The organism is Shewanella gelidii, assembly GCF_014647855.1.
Taxonomy (GTDB): Bacteria; Pseudomonadota; Gammaproteobacteria; order Enterobacterales; family Shewanellaceae; genus Shewanella; species Shewanella gelidii.
In genome coordinates this window covers 15,502-38,390 of record NZ_BMPZ01000006.1, presented here as the reverse complement: position 1 = coordinate 38,390, position 22,889 = coordinate 15,502, and the positions used below count along the sequence as shown (strand labels likewise).

15 protein-coding genes are annotated in these 22,889 nt (G+C 43.9%); 2 read left to right on the top strand and 13 right to left on the bottom strand.

Going from position 1 to position 22,889, the window contains the following annotated elements:
* Nucleotide 1: 1 nt before the first annotated feature.
* The 13 genes from imuA to IEY18_RS11555 form a co-directional block, all read right to left on the bottom strand.
* Complete coding sequence (gene imuA, locus IEY18_RS11615) at nucleotides 2-934, bottom strand: translesion DNA synthesis-associated protein ImuA (RefSeq protein ID WP_188921010.1); 933 nt, start codon at nucleotides 932-934, stop codon at nucleotides 2-4.
* Nucleotides 935-1,404: 470 nt separating this feature from the next.
* Nucleotides 1,405-1,758 carry a hypothetical protein gene (locus IEY18_RS11610; protein WP_188921008.1) on the bottom strand — a complete coding sequence of 118 codons (354 nt, stop codon included), beginning with the start codon at nucleotides 1,756-1,758 and terminating at the stop codon, nucleotides 1,405-1,407.
* Nucleotides 1,759-2,138: 380 nt separating this feature from the next.
* The gene (locus tag IEY18_RS11605) at nucleotides 2,139-2,912 is read right to left on the bottom strand and encodes a hypothetical protein (protein WP_188921006.1); all 774 of its coding nucleotides are present in this window, start codon (nucleotides 2,910-2,912) and stop codon (nucleotides 2,139-2,141) included.
* Nucleotides 2,913-2,965: 53 nt separating this feature from the next.
* Nucleotides 2,966-4,759 (bottom strand): alkaline phosphatase family protein, encoded by a 1,794-nt coding sequence (locus tag IEY18_RS11600; protein ID WP_188921004.1) that lies wholly within the window; start codon nucleotides 4,757-4,759, stop codon nucleotides 2,966-2,968.
* Between the two features lie 12 nt (nucleotides 4,760-4,771).
* Entirely contained in the window at nucleotides 4,772-6,364 is a 1,593-nt protein-coding gene (locus IEY18_RS11595; protein ID WP_188921002.1) for an alkaline phosphatase family protein, read from the bottom strand.
* 310 nt (nucleotides 6,365-6,674) lie between these two features.
* Nucleotides 6,675-7,262 (bottom strand): cytochrome c3 family protein, encoded by a 588-nt coding sequence (locus IEY18_RS11590; RefSeq protein ID WP_188921000.1) that lies wholly within the window; start codon nucleotides 7,260-7,262, stop codon nucleotides 6,675-6,677.
* A gap of 8 nt (nucleotides 7,263-7,270) precedes the next feature.
* On the bottom strand, nucleotides 7,271-7,735 hold the full coding sequence (locus IEY18_RS11585; RefSeq protein ID WP_188920998.1) for a nitrate reductase cytochrome c-type subunit: 465 nt from the start codon (nucleotides 7,733-7,735) through the stop codon (nucleotides 7,271-7,273).
* Nucleotides 7,736-7,746: 11 nt separating this feature from the next.
* Nucleotides 7,747-10,236 carry a nitrate reductase catalytic subunit NapA gene (napA, locus tag IEY18_RS11580; RefSeq protein ID WP_188920996.1) on the bottom strand — a complete coding sequence of 830 codons (2,490 nt, stop codon included), beginning with the start codon at nucleotides 10,234-10,236 and terminating at the stop codon, nucleotides 7,747-7,749.
* A gap of 1 nt (nucleotide 10,237) precedes the next feature.
* Nucleotides 10,238-10,495 (bottom strand): chaperone NapD, encoded by a 258-nt coding sequence (locus tag IEY18_RS11575; protein WP_188920994.1) that lies wholly within the window; start codon nucleotides 10,493-10,495, stop codon nucleotides 10,238-10,240.
* Between the two features lie 57 nt (nucleotides 10,496-10,552).
* Nucleotides 10,553-10,711: a nitrate reductase gene (locus IEY18_RS11570; RefSeq protein WP_188920992.1), complete on the bottom strand. Its 159-nt coding sequence runs from the start codon at nucleotides 10,709-10,711 to the stop codon at nucleotides 10,553-10,555.
* A gap of 427 nt (nucleotides 10,712-11,138) precedes the next feature.
* Nucleotides 11,139-15,026: an ATP-dependent RNA helicase HrpA gene (hrpA, locus tag IEY18_RS11565; RefSeq protein WP_188920990.1), complete on the bottom strand. Its 3,888-nt coding sequence runs from the start codon at nucleotides 15,024-15,026 to the stop codon at nucleotides 11,139-11,141.
* Between the two features lie 77 nt (nucleotides 15,027-15,103).
* A complete protein-coding gene (locus IEY18_RS11560) occupies nucleotides 15,104-15,520 on the bottom strand; it encodes a CBS domain-containing protein (protein ID WP_188920988.1) in 417 nt (138 codons plus the stop codon).
* 223 nt (nucleotides 15,521-15,743) lie between these two features.
* Nucleotides 15,744-16,754, bottom strand: a complete 1,011-nt coding sequence (locus IEY18_RS11555) for an isoaspartyl peptidase/L-asparaginase family protein (RefSeq protein ID WP_188921251.1) — start codon at nucleotides 16,752-16,754, stop codon at nucleotides 15,744-15,746.
* 175 nt (nucleotides 16,755-16,929) lie between these two features.
* On the opposite strand from IEY18_RS11555, the gene IEY18_RS11550 reads away from it, so the two are divergent.
* Nucleotides 16,930-18,813, top strand: a complete 1,884-nt coding sequence (locus tag IEY18_RS11550; protein WP_188920986.1) for an autotransporter assembly complex protein TamA — start codon at nucleotides 16,930-16,932, stop codon at nucleotides 18,811-18,813.
* Nucleotides 18,810-22,859: a translocation/assembly module TamB domain-containing protein gene (locus tag IEY18_RS11545; RefSeq protein WP_188920984.1), complete on the top strand. Its 4,050-nt coding sequence runs from the start codon at nucleotides 18,810-18,812 to the stop codon at nucleotides 22,857-22,859. Before IEY18_RS11550 ends, IEY18_RS11545 begins: the two co-directional genes overlap by 4 nt.
* Nucleotides 22,860-22,889: the final 30 nt, after the last annotated feature.

The following is a 22,889-nucleotide window of genomic DNA, read 5'->3' as shown; positions in this document are numbered from 1 at the left end:
TTTAGCCCTCAAACCTTGTGTTCTTAAAAGGCTGTTGCGCCTTTATGTGCAGGATTTTTGTAACCTCTGATGCAGAGGAATTTGCCTGAGGAAAGTGGGTAGCTGAATGGCACTTTTGAGTAGAAGCAGCCCACTTTAAATTAAGCAAAAGCCGCTTTGATGCTAAAGGCAATGAGAATGCCTTCGTTGGCCAGCCGCCGCGACGTTTCAAAATTTGTACCGATTGGCCAAAGTTCAATAAGTTCTGGGCGTGCTGCGTGAGATCAGCCTCGGTGCGGGCAGGCATTGGATCGATCGCAATCTTTAAGGCCACTGGATGAGATTGTTCAGCTAAACGTCGAGGCAACAGAATCATAGCTAAAGACTTTCCCTTCTCACACGCAAGTTGCAGGCGTCTTGCCTCTATTGTCGATAAACGGTTTAACCACACCACAACAAGCGGACATGAGCCACTTGTTAAACATTGTTCTAAAGCCCATAACTGCTCTTTTCTATCTTGTGTATTAACCAACAATAATCGCGAAGTATCAATCCCTTCGTTTGTCAGCTCCACAGCATATGGAACCATCGGTGGGGCAATAAAAGTTACTAAGTCACAACCACCAGCCAAAGAAGAGCTCAACCCTAAGCCTTTGTCAGTTTGGAGAGGAATAAGCGAACGCAGCAATGGTAAAAATATACTCATTTCCCCTTGGCCAAAATGGTGATGAAATAGTTCGCAAACTCCCACTTTAGGCCAACCTTGCTCTGCCAAATGTTGATCAAGCTCAGCATAGCCCGTTGGATAACCGGCTGATGCTGATAATAACGCCTGCTCTTGTCCACCACGCCATATATCTTGACGTTGTAATATGCTCTCTAGCCCATGCACTTCTTCCTGTTCTGCCGTAGATCGTTGACCTAATTTAAGGTGTCGATCTTTAATAACACTCATTGCCTGCTCCCAAGATGTCATGTGCAAAAGATTTAAATCACAAATACACTGTATAAAAACACAGTATATGTAAAATCTTCGTTTTGACAAGTTTTGCTCGAGGAAATTTTACAGGCTCTCTTCACTTTATTGTCGTGAACTGCGGCAAAGCGTAAAGTCCCCTCAATCAATCCCACAGACTGGCGTTCAGCTATATTTGTCGGCATCCAATATCGGCGAGATGAAGCTAGGAGTGAGGGATATGAGGGGGATGAGATTTAAAGATAAGAAGCATAAGGATTGAAAGATAAAGAACATTCACTAAGTAAATCGCCACGCTTCACTGGAATAACGGCATCATTCGTAGAAGCTGCCGGCAAACAGCTTCTACAATCGCGTCAATTCTAGACAGTACTCTTTAAATTGCGAATATAAAAAAGACATATAAAAATCAGCGCGAAAACCCTTTTCATTTAGCATGATGCCGATACCTAGCGATGGGAAACTGCAGCATATCCAGTTGTACAATGATCAGATTGAGTCAATTGTATCGCTCGTTTTCCCGAAAATTGCTCAGCATTACCTATTGCTCCCCAACCACTCAGATTATTGACTTGAGCAGTAAGCTGGCCACATGTATCTGCATGCCATTGAGCTTGTACACCACCCACAGCGGCTTGTTGAATCCCGGATTGACCATTCCAACTTGCAGCAAGATTGTCTTGGGTAACAGAATAACTTCCAGCATAACCAGAGCCACCACCACCGGTTGCTACGGCTCCCATACTCATCATCGCCAATAAGACACCGCCAACCCATGCTGCTTTGCCAACTGATTTTTTCATCGCAATTTCCTCTTTAAATACGTATTTGCCTCAACCACATCTAAATCAATAAAGAATAATGACAGAGACCCACAATTAAACACCTGATAAAAAACAACTATTAACATTGGTGAACACACAGGTGTTATCTTAAAAGAAATGGCAAATGTGATTTATATTGCAAATTTTTTCATTCAATGCAGGCATAACTTATATCAAAAACAAGTAGCAGATATAGAAGCCCTTCATACGAGATTGTTTATGACAGGGATTGACTCGATTAAAAAAACCAAAAACAAAAAGCCTCCATCAAAATGAGGAGGCCATTTACATACGTATCCATTGAACTTTAGCCACTCTTCACTTGAAAAAGATTCCTCAGAGTCAAGTTGCAAGAAAGTCTAATGGTGGTGACTGTTTCCCGATATTTTATCGCCGTTCGCAGAATAAAAGCCGGAATGGCCTGCCTTAACAAATCCAAGATTCACCATTTTCATCAAGAACGGGTCACTCTCATTGTCACCTATATCAGCATAATCCGTGCTTTGGTAACGATCCCTAACATCAAAAAATTTGTGAATTGTCGCGACATCAAAGGACTCAGCCTGAGCAGCATCATTTGTCAGCTCTAACAAATAACGTTTTGATTCATCTCGCTGTTCAAAGCGTTTCACCAATTGAAGCTCTGGCAGCCATACCAAAGACTCCAAAGTATGCGCTTGCTCATATTGATAGTGCTCTTCAAGTAAACAGCCACGTCTAACAACTTTCACAAGCTCCATTTGCAAACGTTTTTCTTCTGTCACTAACTGGTTTTTGATAGACCAGAGTGACTTATCATGGTGATTGACTTCACTCGCAGTATATTCAATTGCCCGCTGTTCACGATCAAAGTAGCGAATCGGTCTAACACGCTCATCGTTCTGTTTTTGCCAAACTTCAGTAATACCCATTTCAGAGAACTGCTGAGCAACCTGACGACCATTACGCCATAAATGCATCGTTTGCTCACTGACTAATTTGTTACCCCAATGCCTCGAAATCTGATATTCAGCATGGAGTAATTGAGGGTCTACTTTACAGGTCACAAGCGGCGCAGCTTGGCTAAACGTAGTTAGTACAACTACACCTAGAAAAAATATACTCCGACAATACATACCCAATCGGTTCATCATTTCCATCCTTCTAGGCTTCAATGCGGAGCAATTCCACACTGAAGCCTGCCAATTTACTCGACAACAGAATCTGCAGCAGCACTCAACCCCGCCGCATAATCCATGATATGGAACAATAGACTCTGTTCATTCGTTCCGGTCACAAGTGATGCTCCTGGGCCTGATGCATATATTCCAACGTCTTCACCCGCATGGGTTTCAGAGCTCGTTGGGATCAACGCTTCTTGGTGATAGCCCGGTTGTTCGGTATTCACCAATAACAGATCTTTTCGGCCATTATTATTATCCTTGCCGTAAGTCGCATCCGCATTGGTTTCAAGACCAAAGTCACGCATTCCACGACCATTGGTATAACCCAGCGTCGTATAAGGCATGTCATCTTTGGCCAACGATGGTGCATCTTTACCGACAGCAACGACTTTACCCAGAATTGGATTGCCTCGTTTAGGGTAGCCCGCAATCGTAAATACATGACCATGATCTGCAGTCACAATAATTAGCGTTTCTTCAGCGTTACTCATATCAACCGCCGCTTTAACGGCTTCAGCAAACTCTATGGTATCGGTGAGCGCTGAGTATGCACTGCCTGCGTGATGCCCATGGTCGATTCTGCCGGCCTCAACCATGAGGAAATAACCCTCTTGGTTGTTATCTAAAACTTGAATGGCTTTGCTTGTCATCTCTCTTAGCGATGGCTCGCCTGCAATGTCATTATTTCGATCGGCTTCATATTGCATATGCGACTCATTAAAGAGTCCAAACAAATGGCTTGTTGTTTCCGTGTTAATACCATCAAAGCCAGCTTGATCCATGACATAACTTCCTTGCGGATATAAGCTTTTCCACTCAGAAATAAGATCACGGTTATCAGTGCGATCACCTTCAGTACTACTTTGGGCATCACTTGAATTAAACGCTGCATCTTTAGGAAGAAAATGACGACGTCCCCCACCCATAGCCACTTCAAGACCATTAACATCCAGCCCTGCATAGCGAGACTCTAGGTTTGCCTCAAAATTAACAAGCTGGGAAGCAATATCTTCACAACCCGCTGTAAGTGCATCCGCAGGCATATCAGAAACATCTTCCCAATTACGATCTGCTGATTTAGCATAAGTCGCTGCTGGTGTCGCATGAGTTATTCGCGCCGTTGAAACGATACCCGTCGATTTGCCAGCAATCTCGGCAAGCTCCAATGCAGTCACAAGTTCATTGCCACTGACCGTGGCACAGTCTCCACGCACAATGTCTTCATCAACACCAATCACACCGACATCGGTTTTAACTCCAGACATGATTGCCGTCATTGTGCCTGCCGAATCAGGTGTCTGCGCATCTACGTTGTATGTCTTGGCCAACCCAGCAAAAGGGAACTCACCAAAACTTAAGGCATTTTCTTCACCCATCATGCCTTTTAGTTGTCCTTCAAGAATACGTGCAGCGGTCACGGTGGAAATACCCATTCCATCCCCAACAAACAAAATTACATTTTTAGCTTTGGCAGCTTCTGTAGCATAACCTTGTGAAGCACCTAATTTACCTTGCGCTTGCTTAAACCAAGTATTCTCAACTGTATTTGGCAAGGTATTTACCATACTTGAATCTGGCGGAGTCTGATCTGGCTGGCACAAATGAGCAGTGTGAGTCACTTCATCAGCATCCAACACACCATTGCTATTTGTATCTATGCCAGAGTCCGTTTGAATACCACCAGCCGGACAAACTTCACTTCCAATTTCAAGTGTAGAAGTCGCGACAAGGCTTGTTAAACCATTGGTTCCGTCGTCTCCATCGCACCCGCTTAATAAGGCCGCTGACACAGCAACGCTAATCAGTAGTTTTTTCATGTTTGATAATCCTTAAAGTTCTGTATCAGCGACCAATTCGAGCGCACTATCGATAAGATGAAAAATCGTATTTTGTTCTACAACGCCTTGGGCCAAATGTGCACTAGGCCCCTGAGCATGTATGGCAACATCTTCACCAGCATGGGTCTCAGAACTCAGTGGAACTAAAGCTTCTTGGTGATAGCCTGATGAAGTGGTATCCACGCCATTTAAATCATGGCGCCCCGCATTAACTGCCTGGCCATAAGTTGCATCTGCATTGGTTTCAGTCATCAGGTTTTGCATGCCTCGGCCATTGGTATAACCTAAGGTTGTATACGGCAGGCCATCTTTGGCTAAAGCTGGTTCAGTTTGCCCAACCGCCACGACTTTACCCAAAATCGGGTTACCACGTTTTGGATAACCGGCAATCGTAAACACATGACTATGATCTGCGGTGACAATGATGAGTGTTTCTTGTGGATCAGTTGCATCAATTGCAGATTGAACCGCCTTCGCAAACTCAATCGTGTCAGTCAGCGCGTTATATGCACTGCCTGCGTGATGGCCATGATCGATACGCCCTGACTCAACCATCAAGAAGAATCCGTCTTGGTTATTATCCAGAATATCAATGGCTTTGCTGGTCATTTGAGATAATGATGGTTCTCCGGCAATATCATTGTTTCGGTCTGCTTCGTACTGCATATGGGATTCATTAAACAAACCGAACACGCTTGATGTGGTCTCAGTGTTAATGGCGTCAAACCCAGCTTGGTCGAAGACATATTGTCCTTGAGGGTAAGCGGCTTGCCACTCAGCAGTAAGATCTCTTCCATCGGTACGATCCCCTTCTTTCTCGCTGACAGCGTCTGGTGAATTAAATGCCGCATCTTTTGGCAAGAAATGACGGCGACCACCACCAAACACCACATCAATCCCGTCAACATCAGCACCCGTGACACGCGACTCTAAATTCGTTTCAAAATTGATCAGTTGATCCGCGATATCTTTACACCCCATTTCCACAGCTTCAGCGGGCATATCTGAAATATCTTCCCAATTACGATCGGCAGATTTGGCATAGGTAGCAGCAGGCGTAGCATGGGTGATGCGCGCTGTTGAAATAATCCCGGTTGATAAACCTTTAAGCTCCGCAAGCTCAAGCGCTGTAGAAACCTCATTACCAAATACGGTTTCACATTTACCTCGCTCAATGTCTTCATCCACTCCGATAACCCCAACATCCGTCTTAATACCGGAAATCATCGCAGTCATGGTTCCTGCTGAGTCAGGTGTTTGCGCATCGACATTATAGGTTTTGGCCAAAGCGGTATAAGGAAAAGTCTCAAAACTTAGATAGCCTTCCTCTCCCATATTCCCTTGAAGTTGTCCTTCTAAAATTCGAGCGGCTGTCAGCGTAGATACGCCCATACCATCGCCAACAAACAGAATGACATTCTTAGCTTTTGTTGATTGAGTTCGTGCTAATTTTTTTGCCAGTTGGGTTTGTGCATCCTTGTACCAGCTGCTCTGAGTTTGCGCTTCAGGCAACACGGCGGCGGATGCTGAACCGCAAATACTTGCCACCAGCAGGCTGCACAATGTAATGCTTTGTTTCAACATGATTTCACCTTTCACTTATATACTAGAAGGACAAGCTAGCGACAACGGGCTCTCTCCTTGATGAAAACTCCTAGGCAGAGCAATGACACAAACATGATCTGGCTCAACCTCGCTAACGAAACGCAAGTTAACGATAAAAGATGAATAAGATGTGACTTCAGTTTGAAGCTTTTGTGTCGTAAAGATGACAAGCACGTTTGAGAGGCGGTGCCCAATACAGGCGTTTTTTTGTGCGCCAACATAAAAAACGCCAACTCATAGGAGTTGGCGTTTTCACTAAATATCACACAATTACTTCACAGAATCGAGATTAGAACCCTTCAACACCTTCCATATCAGGTAACTGATGGGCGATGCCTTTGTGGCAATCAATACAGGTTTTCTCACCACTTGCCAGTGATGTTGAATGCATGTTCGAAGCACGAGTCGACTGACGAGTAAAGTCCATATAATCAAAGTTATGACAATTTCGACACTCCAATGAATCGTTCGCTTTTAAACGATCCCACTCATGCTCTGCAAGTTCACGACGTTTGGCTTCAAATTTTTCACGTGTATTAATCGTTCCAAATATTTTGCCCCAAACTTCTTTTGATGCCTGCATTTTACGTGCAATTTTATCCGTCCACTCATGAGGAACATGACAATCAGGACAAGTTGCACGGACACCACTCCGGTTTGAGAAGTGAATGGTGCTCTGCAATTCCTGATAAACATTATTCTCCATTTCATGGCAGCTAATACAGAAAGCTTCTTGGTTGGTGGCTTCTAACGCAGTGTTAAAACCACCCCAGAAGATCACGCCAGCCACGAAACCACCAAGGGTGAGAAACCCCAAGCTGTAATGGATACTGGGTCGCTTCAATACCTGCCAGACTTTTTTTAGCTTATCTAACATAGAGGCTCCTAGTGCTTAGCTTCTGAATTTATTAATTGGTCAATATCAACAAACTCATTTTCAACTTGAGGCTTCGCATCCAGTTGCGACACATGGCATTGCGTACAGAAGTAACGTCTTGGCGACAAATTCGCTAGGAAATTATTCTGGCGATCCATGTAGTGTGTAACACTCACCATCGGTGCTTGCGATTCTTTCGTTCGGTTACGTGCATGGCAAGACATACACTTGTTCACCTTTGTATCGATTTGATACCCATCAATCTTATGCGGGATCACCGGTGGCTGCATTGGGTAATTACGAGTTTGTTTCACATCAGTGTTCATTACCTTTTGCATTCGAGGTGGCGTAGATTCAACATTCAGTGGCGCCTGACGTAATGTACTTATTTTGTCTTCAGGTACACTTTCTGCATTCACGCCTAGCGACAAGGACATCACCGCAGCTAACGAAACGAGTTGCATTAATTTCATCTTGATTCCCCTTACGCTTTGACGATCTTGACGGCACATTTCTTAAAGTCAGTCTGCTTCGACAATGGATCTGTCGCATCAAGTGTGACTTTGTTAATGAGCTGGCTTGCATCAAACCATGGAACAAATACCAAACCCACAGGAGGCTTGTTCCGACCACGGGTTTCCACTCGGGTTTTAATCTCACCACGGCGGGATACCACTTTGACTTCATCGCCGCGACGGAGTCCACGCTGCTTCGCGTCTTGTGGGTGCATAAAACACACCGCATCAGGGAATGCTCTGTATAGCTCAGGAACACGCTGAGTCATCGAACCAGAGTGCCAATGTTCTAACACTCGGCCCGTTGATAGCCATAAATCGAATTCTTGATCAGGCGACTCGGGTGGCGCTTCATATGGAAGGGCAAAAATAATCGCCTTCCCATCTGGTTTACCATAAAACTCGAACCCCTTGCCTTCTTTAACGTATGGGTCGGCACCTTCACGGAAACGCCACTTCGTTTCTTTACCATTAATGACAGGCCAACGCAGACCATGTTCTTTATGATAAACATCGAAATCCGCCAAATCGTGGCCATGATCGCGGCCAAAGGTGGCATATTCTTCAAACAAGCCTTTTTGAACATAGAATCCAAAGTCTTTTGCTTCATCGTTCAAATACTTGTCATCCATATCCGATAATGGGAATTTCTCAACATTACCGTTTTGGAAAAGAACTTGATAAAGTGTCTTGCCCTTATATTCTGGATTTGCCGCTAATACTTCTTTTGACCAAACTTCATCGGTCGTAAAACGTTTTGAAAACTCTATCAATTGCCAGAGATCTGAACGAGACTCACCCGGCGCTTTGACCATTTGGTGCCAGAACTGCGTGCGTCGTTCGGCGTTACCATAAGCCCCTTCTTTTTCTACCCACATCGCTGTCGGCAAAATGAGGTCAGCTGCTTGCGTGGTAACTGTCGGGTAAGCATCTGAAACGACAATGAAGTTTTCAGGATTACGATAACCAGGCAACCCTTCTTCATTCATATTTGGCGCGGCTTGCATATTGTTGTTGACTTGAACCCAATACACATTGAGATCGCCATCTTTTAAACGGCGGTTTTGCTCAACAGCATGATAGCCAGGTTTCGCGGGAATAATTCCAGCGGGGATTTTCCATATGCCTTCTGCCATCGCACGGTGTTTCGGGTTTTTCACGACCATATCTGCCGGCAAGCGGTGGGCAAATGTTCCGACCTCTCGGGCTGTGCCACAAGCTGAGGGTTGGCCAGTTAACGAGAACGGGCTATTGCCTGGCGTAGAGATTTTCCCTGTCAATAAGTGGATGTTATACAGAAGGTTGTTACACCATACGCCACGGGTATGTTGGTTTACACCCATTGTCCAAAACGAAGTTACTTTTACTTTTGGGTCTGCGTAGGTTTTCGCAAGTTCAATCAGCTTTTCTTCAGAAACACCTGAAAGCTTACTGACTTTTTCAACCGTGTATTCAGAGACAAATTTTTTGAATGCTTCAAAATCAATGGCTTTTGAACCGCCGGCTTTTTTGGCATTTTTCGCTTTCTGTTGCAGCGGATGTGTTGGTCGTAAACCATAGCCAATATCCGTGTTGCCTTCACGGAAATTTACGTGCTTATTAACAAAGTCCCAATTTACAGCATCATTTTCAATAATATAATTTGCAATAAAGTTAAGCATTGCTAAATCGGTTTGCGGCGTGAAAATAATCGGCAAATCAGCGAGATCGAAGCTGCGATGTTCAAATGTTGATAGCACCGATACTTTTACATGCGGTGCGCTGAGGCGGCGATCGGTCACTCGGCTCCAGAGGATCGGGTGCATCTCAGCCATGTTTGAGCCCCATAGCACAAACGCATCTGCGGCCTCCATATCATCATAGCAACCCATGGGTTCATCAATACCAAAGGTGCGCATAAACCCGCCCACCGCTGATGCCATACAATGGCGTGCATTGGGATCTATATTGTTTGAGCCAAATCCCGCTTTCATCAGCTTAACGGCAGCATATCCTTCCCAGACGGTCCATTGGCCAGAACCAAACATGCCGACAGCAGTTGGTCCCTTTTCTTTCATGGTTTTTTTCCATTTCTCGGCCATGGTATCAAATGCCATATCCCATGAAACAGGCGTAAACTCACCATGCTTATCGTATTTACCATTGGTCATACGTAGCAACGGGGTCTGTAGACGATCTTTTCCGTACATAATCTTCGACAGAAAATAACCTTTAATACAATTTAAGCCGCGGTTAACCTCACTATTGGCATCACCATGTGTCGCAACCACCTTACCTTCTTTAGTTGCCACCATTACAGAACAACCAGTACCACAGAATCGGCATGGAGCCTTATTCCACTCTAGCTTGGTTTGCTCTGAGCTTGTAATTAAATTGCTGGCTGTAGCCGGTAGTGCTAACCCTGCCGCACTTGCCGCGGCTATGGCGGCATTGGCTTTCATAAACTCTCGTCTGTTCATGTTATATTTCACCCTCTTCGAGCTCATCACTTTGGTGGTAAACCATGGCTGCAGACAACACACCATCAATTGCACTGATTGCGTCAATATCTGCCATGAGTGACTTTTGTGTATCACCCTCTAGCACCACAACCAATTTAACTTCGTTATTGACGGAGAGCTCTGCGTTCTCCATCGCCATAATATGCTGTCTAACAGATGCCATTTTTGCCGGTAAGACTTGGACAATCAGGCTGGTTACGTGCAGTTCTTTGCTCATTTAACAAATCGACTCTGTGTTGGTTTTATATTGTTATTATTGTTTTCTAAACCGTATTTATCCGGCGCCTGGTGGGCCCACTAAAATCTGGCCGAACCAAATCGCAAACCCAAGGCCACTGACCAGTAATACAGACAGTAAGGGGGCGAGAAATACCGTAAGGAAAATAAAAATCTTAAACTCTAAACTCTTTTCATCACTTGAAGCGGAACTCATATGTCCTCCAGTTCGTGAATGAGCATGTGTAGCTGATAAATACTCTATACATTTGTGCAAACGTTTAGGCGTTCATCACACTTTGATTACAAGATTGATCTTATGCGACTTTACATCGCAAGCTGTATACCCCGAACGATGTAAACACATGTTTAAGTTGATCTAGATCACCCTTAAATCAAATTTAATGTGATCAAGAGCCAGTATTGATGGAAGTATAGGTAGAAAAATGATGAAGAGACGGTCTAATTGTTGAAAATGTGGAAAAAAAAGCAGCAAATTTAAGCATTAAAAGCAAATATATACCCATATTTTTGCTGACTACATAAAAGTGAGTACAAAAAAATCCCTAATGAAATATCATCAATAGGGATTCATTAGCCAACAATAAACCTATCCCATTAAAGCGAAGGTTTAATGTCAAAGTTTATAATGTCTTTAACTGAGCCAAAATTCGTTTTTCAGATATGGGATAAGCAGTTCCCAATGTTTGCGCAAAACAAGAAACGCGATACTCTTCGATCATCCAGCGCACCTCGATCAGCACTTTTGGCATCGGCTGAGACTTTGGAACTTTTGCCTGCTCAGCTTTAAGGATGTCTTGAAGCTTGTTAATACTTTGCATATGCAAACGATCACGGCTCGGATCAACCGGTAATTTTTCTAAGCGCTTTTCTATCGCAGATAAGTAACGAATGAGATCAGGCAAGCGCTGCCATGAGGTTTGCTCTACAAACCCCTTATACACAAGTTGATCAAGTTGGTTTTGTATATCGCTCATTGCAAATGCAACATCTAAACTGATTTTGCCTTTCAGGCGCTTCTTAATTGCCTGATACAGTGTCAGTACTCTCTCTACTTTTAATGAGATCTGCTCAGCTTTTTCATTCAACTCTTGCCGCACCCAGTCTTTTGCTTGCGTGAATTGGATCTCATTGCGAATATCAAATCCTTTTTCATCCAACAGTTGTTCTACTGCAGCAGCAATCACATCATCAATGAGAATTTGCACTTGCCCAAATGGGTTAAAATACATCGCTAACTTGGCTTTATTCGGTAACTTCTGTTGAAGATGTTTCACCGGAGATGGAATATTCAGTAACAACAAACGTCGAACACCGACTCTGTGTGCGGTATTTGCATCATGTTCGTCATCAAATAATTTGATGGCGACATTACTTTTATTATCGACCAAAGCTGGAAAAGCCTTAACTTCATAACGACCTTTACTTTGTTTAAAGAGCTTAGGTAGCTCACCAAAACTCCATTCCGTAATATCTTTTTGCTCAATTCCTTTGTCAGCAACATGACGAATCGCTTTCGCGACAACACCTTGCATTTGATCTTTCAAAGTATCAAAGTCACGACCTTGCGCCACTATTTTCTGGCGATCATCCTCAATCTTATAGTTCACATGCAAATGGGCAGCTAACTGGGAATAATCAAAATCGTCGGCTGTGACGCGTACACCACTCATGCGCAGCAATTGTTTACACATTGCTTCCACCATAGGCATCGACATTGGCTCCATTGCTTGCACGCAAGCGCGAGCATAATCTGGCGCAGGAACGAAATTTCGCCGTAGACTTTTTGGGAGTGACTTAATCAGAGCAACACATTTTTCTTCTCTTAAACCTGGCACTAACCAATCAAAGTCTTGATTTTGAATTTGATTGATCAAAGCCACAGGAATGTGGATTGATACACCGTCATCTTCAGCACTGGGTTCAAAGTTGTAGCTTAGGGCTAACTTTAAATTACCGTTTTGCCATGTGTCGGGGAAATCAAGTGCAGACACATGGCTACCACTGCGCTGCATCAATAAGTCGACTGAAAAATCCAGTAAATCAGGATGCTTTGGTTTGGTTTTTTTCCACCATTGATGAAACAGCGGCGCATTATAAATCCCTTGCGGGATTATTGGCTCATAAAAATCAACAAGCACTTGTTCATCGACGAGAATATCGCGTCGGCGGGATTTATGTTCAAGCGACTCAACTTCATCAAGCAAAACTTGGTTTTTCTTAAAAAAGGCCTCTTTGGTTCTCAGCTCACCTTCAGCCAAAGCACTACGAATAAAGATATGTCGTGCCTCTACGGGATCAACTGGTCCATATTGAACACAGCGCTTATTCACTATCGTTAAGCCATATAAGACTTGATTCTGAAGTGCAACGACACTGCCTTGCTTCGCTTCAAAATGCGGTTCGAGATAGTTCACTTTAACCAGATGCTCAGCTAAAGGCTCAAGCCACTCCGGCTGGATTTTGGCACAACAACGCGCAAATAACCGAGATGTCTCTGTCAGCTCTGCTGCAACAAGCCACTTCGGTCCTTTTTTCGCTAAAGGAGAACCCGGAAATACAAAAAAGCGACGGTTTCTAGCACCCAAATATTCATTGTTGGCATCTTTAAAGCCGATATGACTCAAAAACCCGGAAAGAACTGCTTTATGGAGGGTTTCATAGCTTGCTTGATCTTCAGATAGCTTCCATTTCATATCATGCACTGCTTGCCGCAGTTGTGTATAGAGATCCTGCCACTCACGCACTCTCAAATACGCAAGATACTCTCTACGGCATGATTTCCTAAATTGACTCGCAGATTCTTCTTTTTTGGTGATCTGAAGGTGATCCCACAAATTAAGCCACGAAACAAAGTCTGAATCTTTGTCGTTAAAACGTTTGTGGTATTCATCGGCAGCCTGCTTTTTATCAATAGGACGTTCGCGAGGATCTTGGATAGACAGACCTGATGCGATAACCATTGTCTCTCTTAAACAGCCTTGCTTGTGGCCTTCAACAACCATACGAGCTAATCGAGGGTCAACCGGAATTTGCGCGAGCTGACGACCGAGCTGAGTCAGTTGTAAACGACCTCTACTGTTTTTTACGGCCTGTAATTCCTCAAGCAATAAAAAGCCATCACGGATATGCCGAGAATCTGGCGGCTGAATAAACGGAAACGCAGCGATATCACCCAATCCTATCGCTAACATTTTCAAGATGACGGAGGCCAAATTGGTCCGCAGAATCTCAGGATCTGTAAATTCCGGGCGACCTTGGAAATCCGCTTCATCATAAAGACGAATACATATCCCCGGCCCTACACGGCCGCAGCGACCTTGACGCTGATTGGCACTTGCCTGTGAAATCGCTTCTATTGGTAAGCGTTGAACCTTCGTTCTATAGCTGTAACGACTCATGCGTGCGGTACCGGGATCGATCACATAACGAATACCCGGTACAGTTAATGAGGTTTCAGCGACGTTGGTTGCTAAAACAATACGACGGCCGACATGACTTTTGAATACTTTGGATTGCTCACCATAAGACAGTCGAGCATAAAGCGGCAGCACTTCCGTATCCCGATACTGACGCCGGCTGAGTTGCTCTGCGACATCTCGGATTTCTCGCTCGCCATTCATAAAAATAAGGATGTCACCTGGCCCTTCGCACACCAGTTCATCCACTGCGGCAAAGATACCGTCAATAAGATCTAAATCGCTTTCTCCCCCTTCCTCTTTATCAACCACGAGCGGCCGATAGCGAGTTTCGACGGGGAATGTTCGGCCAGAGACTTCAATCACAGGTGCACTATTAAAGTGCTTCGAAAATCGTTCTACATCAATCGTTGCAGAGGTAATGATGACTTTTAAATCAGGACGCTTTTTAAGAACTTGCTTCAGGTAGCCCAAAATGAAGTCGATATTTAAACTTCTCTCATGGGCCTCATCGATAATGAGCGCGTCGTACTGATCTAGAAATTTATCGCTGGTCAATTCCGCGAGTAAAATACCATCGGTCATCAACTTGATGTAACTTTCCGGTTGAATTGCATCGGCAAACCGAACTTTAAAACCGACCGCCTCACCGAGTGGCGATTGCATTTCCTCTGCAATACGGGTTGCAACGCTTCGTGCTGCAAGTCGGCGTGGTTGCGTATGGCCAATTAAACCTCGACTACCTAGGCCAAGTTCCAAACAAATCTTAGGCAGCTGTGTGGTTTTACCTGACCCAGTTTCACCAGCAACAATCACAACTTGGCTGTCTCTTATTGCAGCCGCAATTTCATCTCGCTTTTGAGACACAGGTAAACTATCGGGGTAACGAATGATCGGGCGCGAAGCCAAACGTTGCTGTACCTTTTGATAAGAGGCTACAGCTTGCTCCTCAAGTGAGGTGATCGTTTTCGCTTTCTTATCCGATTCAGGTTCTTTGTTTAAACGATACAACCGACGTCTAATTCGCGCGGCATCCGCTTGATAACACTGTTTTAGATAGGATTTTGAGAGTGGTGATATTTTTGCGTTCAAACCTAAATTCCGTTGCCAGAATCAAAAGAAGCGATCCTAGCAAGGAACTGGGCACTTTGGTATGACTAATTGCAGCTTTACGCTGGAGTTAAGTAACACTGCTGCATATAGGTGTTGATCGCACCTAATACATTTGTTCTATTGATCGTTCCAACGACCTTCCCTTGGTTGATCACAGGATAAACCTTGGGCTTTTGTCCCAACATTTGCTCAGCCAAATGTAAAACACTATCGCCAAGTTGAACTGAAAGTACATCCGTACGCATACAATCTTTTACAATAGCAACCAAATCACAGTGATAACTACTCTTTAACATCACCGCTAGGCAATCTTGCTGCGAAAGGAAGCCGATTAACTCACCATTACTATTCACTACTGGCGCACCAAGTTTTCCTTGTTTTAGCAACAGTTCCACTGCGGTTGCGAGTGACATGTCTTCAGTAAGTAACACGGGTTGACGATCCATATGATCACTAACTTTGATTGAGTCCATAATTATTCCCTAAAGTAGCTGTTACAAAATTTAGTTTAGCTAACTATTTAGAAAATTGGATTAAATTTAATCGATGAATTCAATCTAGTCTGCCGATAAGCGCCAATACACAGAAGTTATTCGCCTTAAAACAGGCTCTATTTAACCCATTATTTGTTTCATTCAAAGTGAGTCACCTCGGTGGACTCATGACAAAGTGTCCAGTCCACCCATTCCTTTGACCTTATTCTGATTGCCAAATCAAAACGTTTTCCTTCTCACCACTTTTTCGTGATGCTCGGTACATCCCTTCCGTATTAAAGGGCATGGCAATATTTCCGTGATGATCAACTGCGATGACACCACCGGTTCCTCCAGCTTCTACCAATGTTTCTTTGATCACTGTGTTGGATGCTTTTATGAGCGAATCTTTCTTATATTTAATTCGCGCACAGATATCCCCAGCAACTTGATAACGAATAAAGTATTCGCCATGCCCCGTAGCAGAAACTGCGCACACACCATTTTGAGCGTATGTTCCAGCTCCAATTACTGGTGAATCTCCAACACGGCCATATCGCTTCGCTGTCATTCCACCGGTCGACGTACCTGCCGCGAGGTTTCCAAGCTGATCTAAAGCAACCGCGCCAACGGTACCAAACTTGTAATCGAGATCGAGCCGCTGCACTGAAGCCTGATAATCATTCCCGCTTTCCTTGGCACGGTGTAGCTTTTGTTTGGCATCTTGAAGATTCAAATAGCGCTTCTGGGTATCAAAATAGTTTGCGGGCACAAATTGAAACCCTTGGGTGAGCGCAAACTCTTCAGCGCCTTCACCAGCCAGCATCACATGGGGAGAATTGCGCATAACGCTTAATGCTAAGTCAATTGGATTTTTAATATGCTTCACGCCAGCAACTGCACCAGCATTCATGCTCTTACCATCCATTACAGATGCATCAAGTTCGTGTTTCCCATCAAATGTATACACCGCACCGAGTCCGGCATTAAATAATGGGCTGTTCTCTAGCAGATTAATAGAGGCCTGAATTGCATCAAGGCTCGTTCCGCCTTGTTGTAAAATATCGTACCCCGCATTCACAGCTTGTTGTAATTTCGCTTTGTACTCTTGCTTTTGTGTTTCAGTTAAATTTGCTTTCGATATCGTTCCTGCACCACCATGAATCGCGATGGCAAAGGGTTTATCTGCACATGCTCCATGCAAAGGCACCGCCAAAATGGGCAAGCACAACAAGGTTTTGAACCATAAATTAAGTCTGTTCACTGACTATAATCCTTTCCCCAATAAAAAGATTACTTTACGGGGAATAACTCGAAAAATGAAGCCCTCATAGAGGTCGGTTCAAGTTCCAATTCCAGTAACTCAAACTTCTTGACAATTACTTGCCTGTTACCGCAATTCAAGTACCATGAAACTATCAATAAAAATTCAATCATATTCTTTATTTGTGTTTAAAAAACAACCTATTCTTATCATATTGGTTCTTACAATCGCCAGTCTATTTAGCGGAGTTAGCGCTGCGGATAAACCTTGGCTAGAAGTCCAGATTTCTGGTGTGAATAGTCAAATTGAACGGAACATAAGAGCACATCTTGGTGATCTTCCAGATTCTAAAGTCTTAAGGCGTGCATTTTTATTTAACGCAGAAGAAAAAATCGAAGCGGCGCTCCAAGCTTTGGGCTACTACCACGCAAACCTTACTCAACAAATCTCGAAAACATCACCAACTAACTGGCAACTCACGTTAGATATTGCATTGGGAGAGCCTACTCGCTTGCAGTGGGTAGATATCGCTGTAAACGGTGAAATGCAACAAGACCCGGTATTTGAGCGCTGGCTCAATCAGTTGCAAATCAAGCCATTAGACATTCTTAATCACGGGCAGTATGACGCTTTAAAATCACAGCTTGTCGGGCTTGCCCTATCTCAAGGGTATTTTGATGGGCTTTACACAACTTCGGAAATTAAAATTAACCGAGACACCAAAACCGCTCAAATCAATCTCGCATTTGAATCAGGTAGACGCTATGTTTTTGGCAACGTGACGTTTAAGGGCTCAGATTTAGAGACTGGTTTCTTACAACAATTAGTCCCATTCCCGAGAGATACCCCCTATAGCTCATCCCAGCTCTCAACCCTAAATAGCCGACTATTAAATACCGGTTATTTCAGTAGCATTAAAGTGTTACCCCAAGTAGAGCAAGCTCAACATCAACAACTTCCTGTGCGAGTTGAATTATCGCCAAGACCGGATCATGCGTTTGAAATTGGCCTTGGCGCTGATATTGGTAATACCACGGAAAACACGGTTGAGCCGAGAGTTCGCTTTACATGGCGAACGCCACAAATAAACAAAAAAGGCCACAGCCAAGAGACAACGTTAGAATGGTCACCAGAACGACCAAAATTTTTAACCACCTACACCATTCCTTTAAGTCACCCAATTGATGATCAACTCAAACTCAGAGTGGGCCTGCTCAGAGACAAGTATGGCGTAACCCAAGAATATAATTCCACTAAGCGAGCATTTGAGCACACAGGGGAACTCGAATCATCCAAAAGGCTTCTCGCACTCGTGCGGCAGCAGCGCCTCGATAGCCGTTGGCTTTGGGCATACTCAGTCGAAACAATACGGGAGTTTTATACTCAGCAAGATATTGAATATGACCCTAAAATGCTACTCTTTGGCACTAGCATTTCTAAAGTCGTACGTGGTGATAACTCTTTAGATCCGAAATCAGGATTTCGGCAGTATTATTCGATTGAATATGCAGATCCAGCTTTAGGCTCTTCCATCAGGCTAACTCGATTACTTTCTAAGTTTAAGTGGGTTGATACATTTTATGAAAAGCATCGACTGGTCTCTCGAATGGATTTAGGGATTAACTTTGCTAAAGACGAGCAACTCGCACATTTGGCTCCTTCCCTACGCTTTTTCGCTGGTGGCGATCAAAGCATTCGAGGTTATAGCTATCAAGAACTTGGACCAAGTATTGATTATACCGATGAGAATGGCACCTTAACGAGACAGGTAATTGGTGGCCGCTATTTGGCTGTTGCAAGCCTTGAATACCAATACTATGTCACCCCAAATTGGCGTGTAGGAACATTCATTGACGGTGGTAATGCTTTTGACAAGAAAGAGTTTGACCCCGTTGTATCGGTAGGCGCTGGCGTTCATTGGATTTCACCGATTGGCCCCATTAAACTCGACGTTGGCGTAGGTTTAGAAGAAACCGACACGCTCGATCGACCTTGGCGCATTCACCTCACCATGGGGGCGGAAATATGACCATAGTCAAACCCAGTAAGCCCTCGGAGCCAGCAAAACAGGCTAAAAACACCGGGGGTCAATCGAGGCGATTCAAGCGCGCAATGAAGTGGTGTATAAGAGGCTTCATCTACATCCCGATCACTCTTGTTGTTGTGCTTGCACTCGCTGTCGGAACAGAGTTTGGTACGCGAAGTACTGCCTTTATTGTCAACGCTTTAACCCATTCAATACATATTGAACAAGTGAGTGGCACACTGAACAAACAGCTACGTGCAAAAGATGTTCAGATTCACCTAAAAGGAATTGATATCAGCCTTCAAGACCTTGCGCTACATTGGCAACCTTTGTGCCTCCTGCAAAATAAGCTATGCATCCGCTCCTTAAAAACATCAGCGGCAAATATTTCAGTGACTTTAAATCCAAAACCTGATGCCATCACGGACAAGCCAGTAACTACCAAGCCCAAAGAGCAGTCTTTACAACTTCCATTTGCCATCGCACTCGATGAATCAAACATCGGCAACATTCGAGTCAATGTTCAACAACATCAGTTCTATGCTACCGAGTTAAAACTTAAAGCCATTTGGGACCATAAAGGTTTAAACATCGACGCTTTGAGAAGCGATGGATTTCGTATGACTCTAAGAGAAAACGTCGAATCGCAAACCGCTTCAAACCAAATAGTGCCGCGCCGAGTCAATAAAGTCGAAACTAAAAACTTGACCCCAAAACCAAGCGTATTACCCAAAATAACGATGCCCTTCCCGCTCAAAATAAAACGGGCTTTCATGCGAAATAGCCAACTTGATCTATTCGGTATTCGCGATCATTTCGAGAGTCTGGAGCTACAAGGTCAGTTCCATCAACAACAATTGTCAATCACCTCCCTCGAGCTGAGCCACGTCATCGGGCAGCTTTCACTCGAAGGGCAAGTAAATTTTGAACACAACTATCCACTGCGTATTTCAAGTACGCTTCAGACTGACGGTACGAAAATAAAATCTAACGGCCAGTTTAGTAAAAGTTTTCTCGCTTGGTTACCTGAAGCAACATGGTTTCAGGCTTTTAACCAACACGAGCTAACGATTTTTGCTCAAGACGATTTGTCCAACTTAAATTTCTCTGGGCATTTAGCTGGTGAAAACACCACCTCATTTAAAGGTAAGGTTGATGTATCTGATCCAAAGCATCCATTTTCCCTCGAGATCAGCGATAGCAAGTATCAAGGCCAGTTAAAAACTTCTGCGATTGAAGTGAGTGAATTCTCAGCCAATATAAGCGGCGACATTCTGCAGCAGTCAGGAGAATTTAGCAGCCAAGGCAAGTTTGCCAACACGATATGGCACAACTTTAGCTGCAAATTTGAAAACCAAATAACACCACAGGACAGCAAAGCCGAGCTGTCAATTCGAGCACTTGAATTGCAAACCTCCCAGAGCCAAATTTTACTTGATGCCGAGCTATCGCTCGGCGCTCACTCCCCTAAACATTCAAAGCAGACAACAGCTCAAACATTCACATGGCAAACAAAGAACACAAATCTGGATTTGCAATTAACTGAGCTTTATCAACTTATCAACAGCATCCAGCCAGATACAGTTACTGCCGAAACACAAGCGTTTGCAGGACATATTGCAGGCACACTAGACTCAAATGGAACACTACTTATTGCTGAAAACATGCAAAACATTGCCGGTTCTCAGCACAACGACAGGCCATTCGAAAACCAATGGCAAGTAGAAATTAATAAAGCCCGGCTAAAAGGCCACATTAAGCAACTCCCGTTTCTTGTGGTCGGTGATATTACACTTGATCACGCTCTAAACCTGAAAACGAAAGCCTTCAATGCCCGAGCCTTAGGTTCAACATTAAGAATCGAAGGGCAAGCCAGTGAACAATGGCAGGTCAAATCTTGGCTGTCTGTACCTGATTTATATTATTGGCATCCAGAGCTACAGGGTTCTTTACAAGCAAAAATTGACATCGATGGCATCAAAGAAAACCCACAATTCACTTTAAATGCACAAGCCTCTGGGCTGAATTATGGTGAAGCTTCCCTAGCAAAAACTAAAATTAAAGGGTTTTATTTACCGAATAGTAATAATCGATTTGCAGGTTCATTCAATGCGCGTCAAATCAAACTTGGCGATATTGAATTGAGCTCTTTAACGCTAGCAACTAAAGGGGATGATTTTAAACAGAAAGTCGGCATCCATAGTTTTGGTGATCTTCGCATCGATAGCGCTATCTATAACAATTCCGAAAGCACTAGCCAATGGCAGACTGAAGTCCGTAATTTTTCAGTCAATAGCGTGTTAGGCCAATGGCAAATAGAGCAACCACTTCATCTTTCATGGAAGCCGGAGCAGCAAGAATTAAATTTTGATCCATTTTGCCTTGTACACCCGAAAAGCCAACTTTGCCTTCAGCCGGCTTCAGCTTTAGGAAAACAAGGGAAACTAAATCTTACCTTTGATGGCGAGATTGGAGCGATATCTCAACCTCTGCTCCCTGCAGCAGTCCGATGGCAAGGTCACAGTAAGATGTCTCTTTTGGCGCTGTGGCAGCCAAACAAAGCCCCCCAGTTTCAGTTAAATACTGAACTTCAACCAGGGCAGATATCCATTCATCATGACGAAGAAAATCCGGTCGCGTTAAAATACCAACAGCTAAACGCCAAAATTGATTTAGATGACGAATGGCTACGATCGAGCATCGAAGTCCAATCCGATCACTTTGAAAATTTTCAAAGCCAGATAGATATAGGTGTAAACACTGAAAAAACGTTGCAAGGTATACTCAATCTACAAGGGGTAGATCTCGCGCTGTTAAGCGCTTTTGTCCCAAGAGCTGAAACACTCGCGGGTAAACTCTCCAGCAAACTTAACCTTTCAGGCACTCTTAGCCAACCCATCCTTCAAGGAGATTTCTCGTTAAACAAAGGCATGATCGCCAGTCGAGCAAACCCAACATTACTCGATCACATTGAAATCCAGGGCCTATTACTTGGCAAGCGAGCAGAACTATCGGGTCAGTGGCAAATGGGCGACGGCCAAAGTCAGGTTCAAGCACAATTTGAATGGCCAAATGGCAAACTCAAAGGTGATGTGCGTGTCCAAGGTACAGACCTTACGATTATTCAGCCCCCTACTGCGATATTAGCCATTTCCCCGAATATAGAACTCTCCTTCACCCCTGATCACCTGAGCGTGAAAGGAGAAGTCATGGTTCCCTCCGGAGCGATTACAATTGAGCAACTCCCAGAGGGAGCGGTTGATGTTTCGAGCGATGTCATTTTTGATGATTCAATTGCCAAAGAACAACAGCAAACTCAGGCAATGACTACTGAAGCACAACTGAAGTTAATAGTTAATGATAATGTGTCAATCAATGGTCTTGGCCTCAAAGGACGGCTTCAAGGTACGTTAAGTATTGAGCAACAAATAAATCGCCCGCCTTTGGTTTTTGGGGATATACGAGTGATTCATGGCACGTATAAATTTATGGGGCAAACACTCAACATTGATCGTGGCGAGTTGCAATTTGTTGGACCAAGTGAACTACCCAATCTTAATATAGAAGCAACTCGAGAAATCAAAGAAGAAGACATTACCGTGGGTGTGAGAGTGTCTGGAACGCCCAGAAAGCCAATCGTACAACTATTTTCTAACCCAACAAAAGAACAAGCAGAGATCATCTCATATATAGTCAAAGGCAAAGGACTAAACAACCAAGGCACAGATTCAGATGCGCTGATGTTGAGCGCTGCGCAGGCATTAACCAGTCAATTAGGTGTCAAAGCAATTGAGAGCTTTGGCAGTAATACATCAGAGCTTGCAGAGAAGTTCGGTTTTAACAATGTTCAACTTGATGCGAACGATGATGGTCGGTTTGCGATCAGCGGATATTTGGGTGAAAAACTAATGGTCAAATATGGCGTTGGTGTTTTAACTCCTGGCTATGAAATCACAGCAAGATACTTTCTTCTATCCCAGCTCTATTTAGAAGCAGTCTCAGGGACGCTAGGCCAATCTCTCGACCTTTATTACAGCTTTTATCTCTAAGTAATATAAATTTTAGCTACAAAAAAAGCG

What these genes read in the sequence shown, in the direction of transcription:
- napA (WP_188920996.1), bottom strand. Translation starts at nt 10,236, where the DNA reads ATGAACAGACGAGAGTTTATGAAAGCCAATGCCGCCATAGCCGCGGCA.
- imuA (WP_188921010.1), bottom strand. Translation starts at nt 934, where the DNA reads ATGAGTGTTATTAAAGATCGACACCTTAAATTAGGTCAACGATCTACG.
- IEY18_RS11595 (WP_188921002.1), bottom strand. Translation starts at nt 6,364, where the DNA reads ATGTTGAAACAAAGCATTACATTGTGCAGCCTGCTGGTGGCAAGTATT.
- IEY18_RS11560 (WP_188920988.1), bottom strand. Translation starts at nt 15,520, where the DNA reads ATGGACTCAATCAAAGTTAGTGATCATATGGATCGTCAACCCGTGTTA.
- IEY18_RS11545 (WP_188920984.1), top strand. Translation starts at nt 18,810, where the DNA reads ATGACCATAGTCAAACCCAGTAAGCCCTCGGAGCCAGCAAAACAGGCT.
- IEY18_RS11550 (WP_188920986.1), top strand. Translation starts at nt 16,930, where the DNA reads ATGAAACTATCAATAAAAATTCAATCATATTCTTTATTTGTGTTTAAA.
- IEY18_RS11610 (WP_188921008.1), bottom strand. Translation starts at nt 1,758, where the DNA reads ATGAAAAAATCAGTTGGCAAAGCAGCATGGGTTGGCGGTGTCTTATTG.
- IEY18_RS11590 (WP_188921000.1), bottom strand. Translation starts at nt 7,262, where the DNA reads ATGTTAGATAAGCTAAAAAAAGTCTGGCAGGTATTGAAGCGACCCAGT.
- IEY18_RS11600 (WP_188921004.1), bottom strand. Translation starts at nt 4,759, where the DNA reads ATGAAAAAACTACTGATTAGCGTTGCTGTGTCAGCGGCCTTATTAAGC.
- IEY18_RS11575 (WP_188920994.1), bottom strand. Translation starts at nt 10,495, where the DNA reads ATGAGCAAAGAACTGCACGTAACCAGCCTGATTGTCCAAGTCTTACCG.
- IEY18_RS11570 (WP_188920992.1), bottom strand. Translation starts at nt 10,711, where the DNA reads ATGAGTTCCGCTTCAAGTGATGAAAAGAGTTTAGAGTTTAAGATTTTT.
- IEY18_RS11605 (WP_188921006.1), bottom strand. Translation starts at nt 2,912, where the DNA reads ATGATGAACCGATTGGGTATGTATTGTCGGAGTATATTTTTTCTAGGT.
- IEY18_RS11585 (WP_188920998.1), bottom strand. Translation starts at nt 7,735, where the DNA reads ATGAAATTAATGCAACTCGTTTCGTTAGCTGCGGTGATGTCCTTGTCG.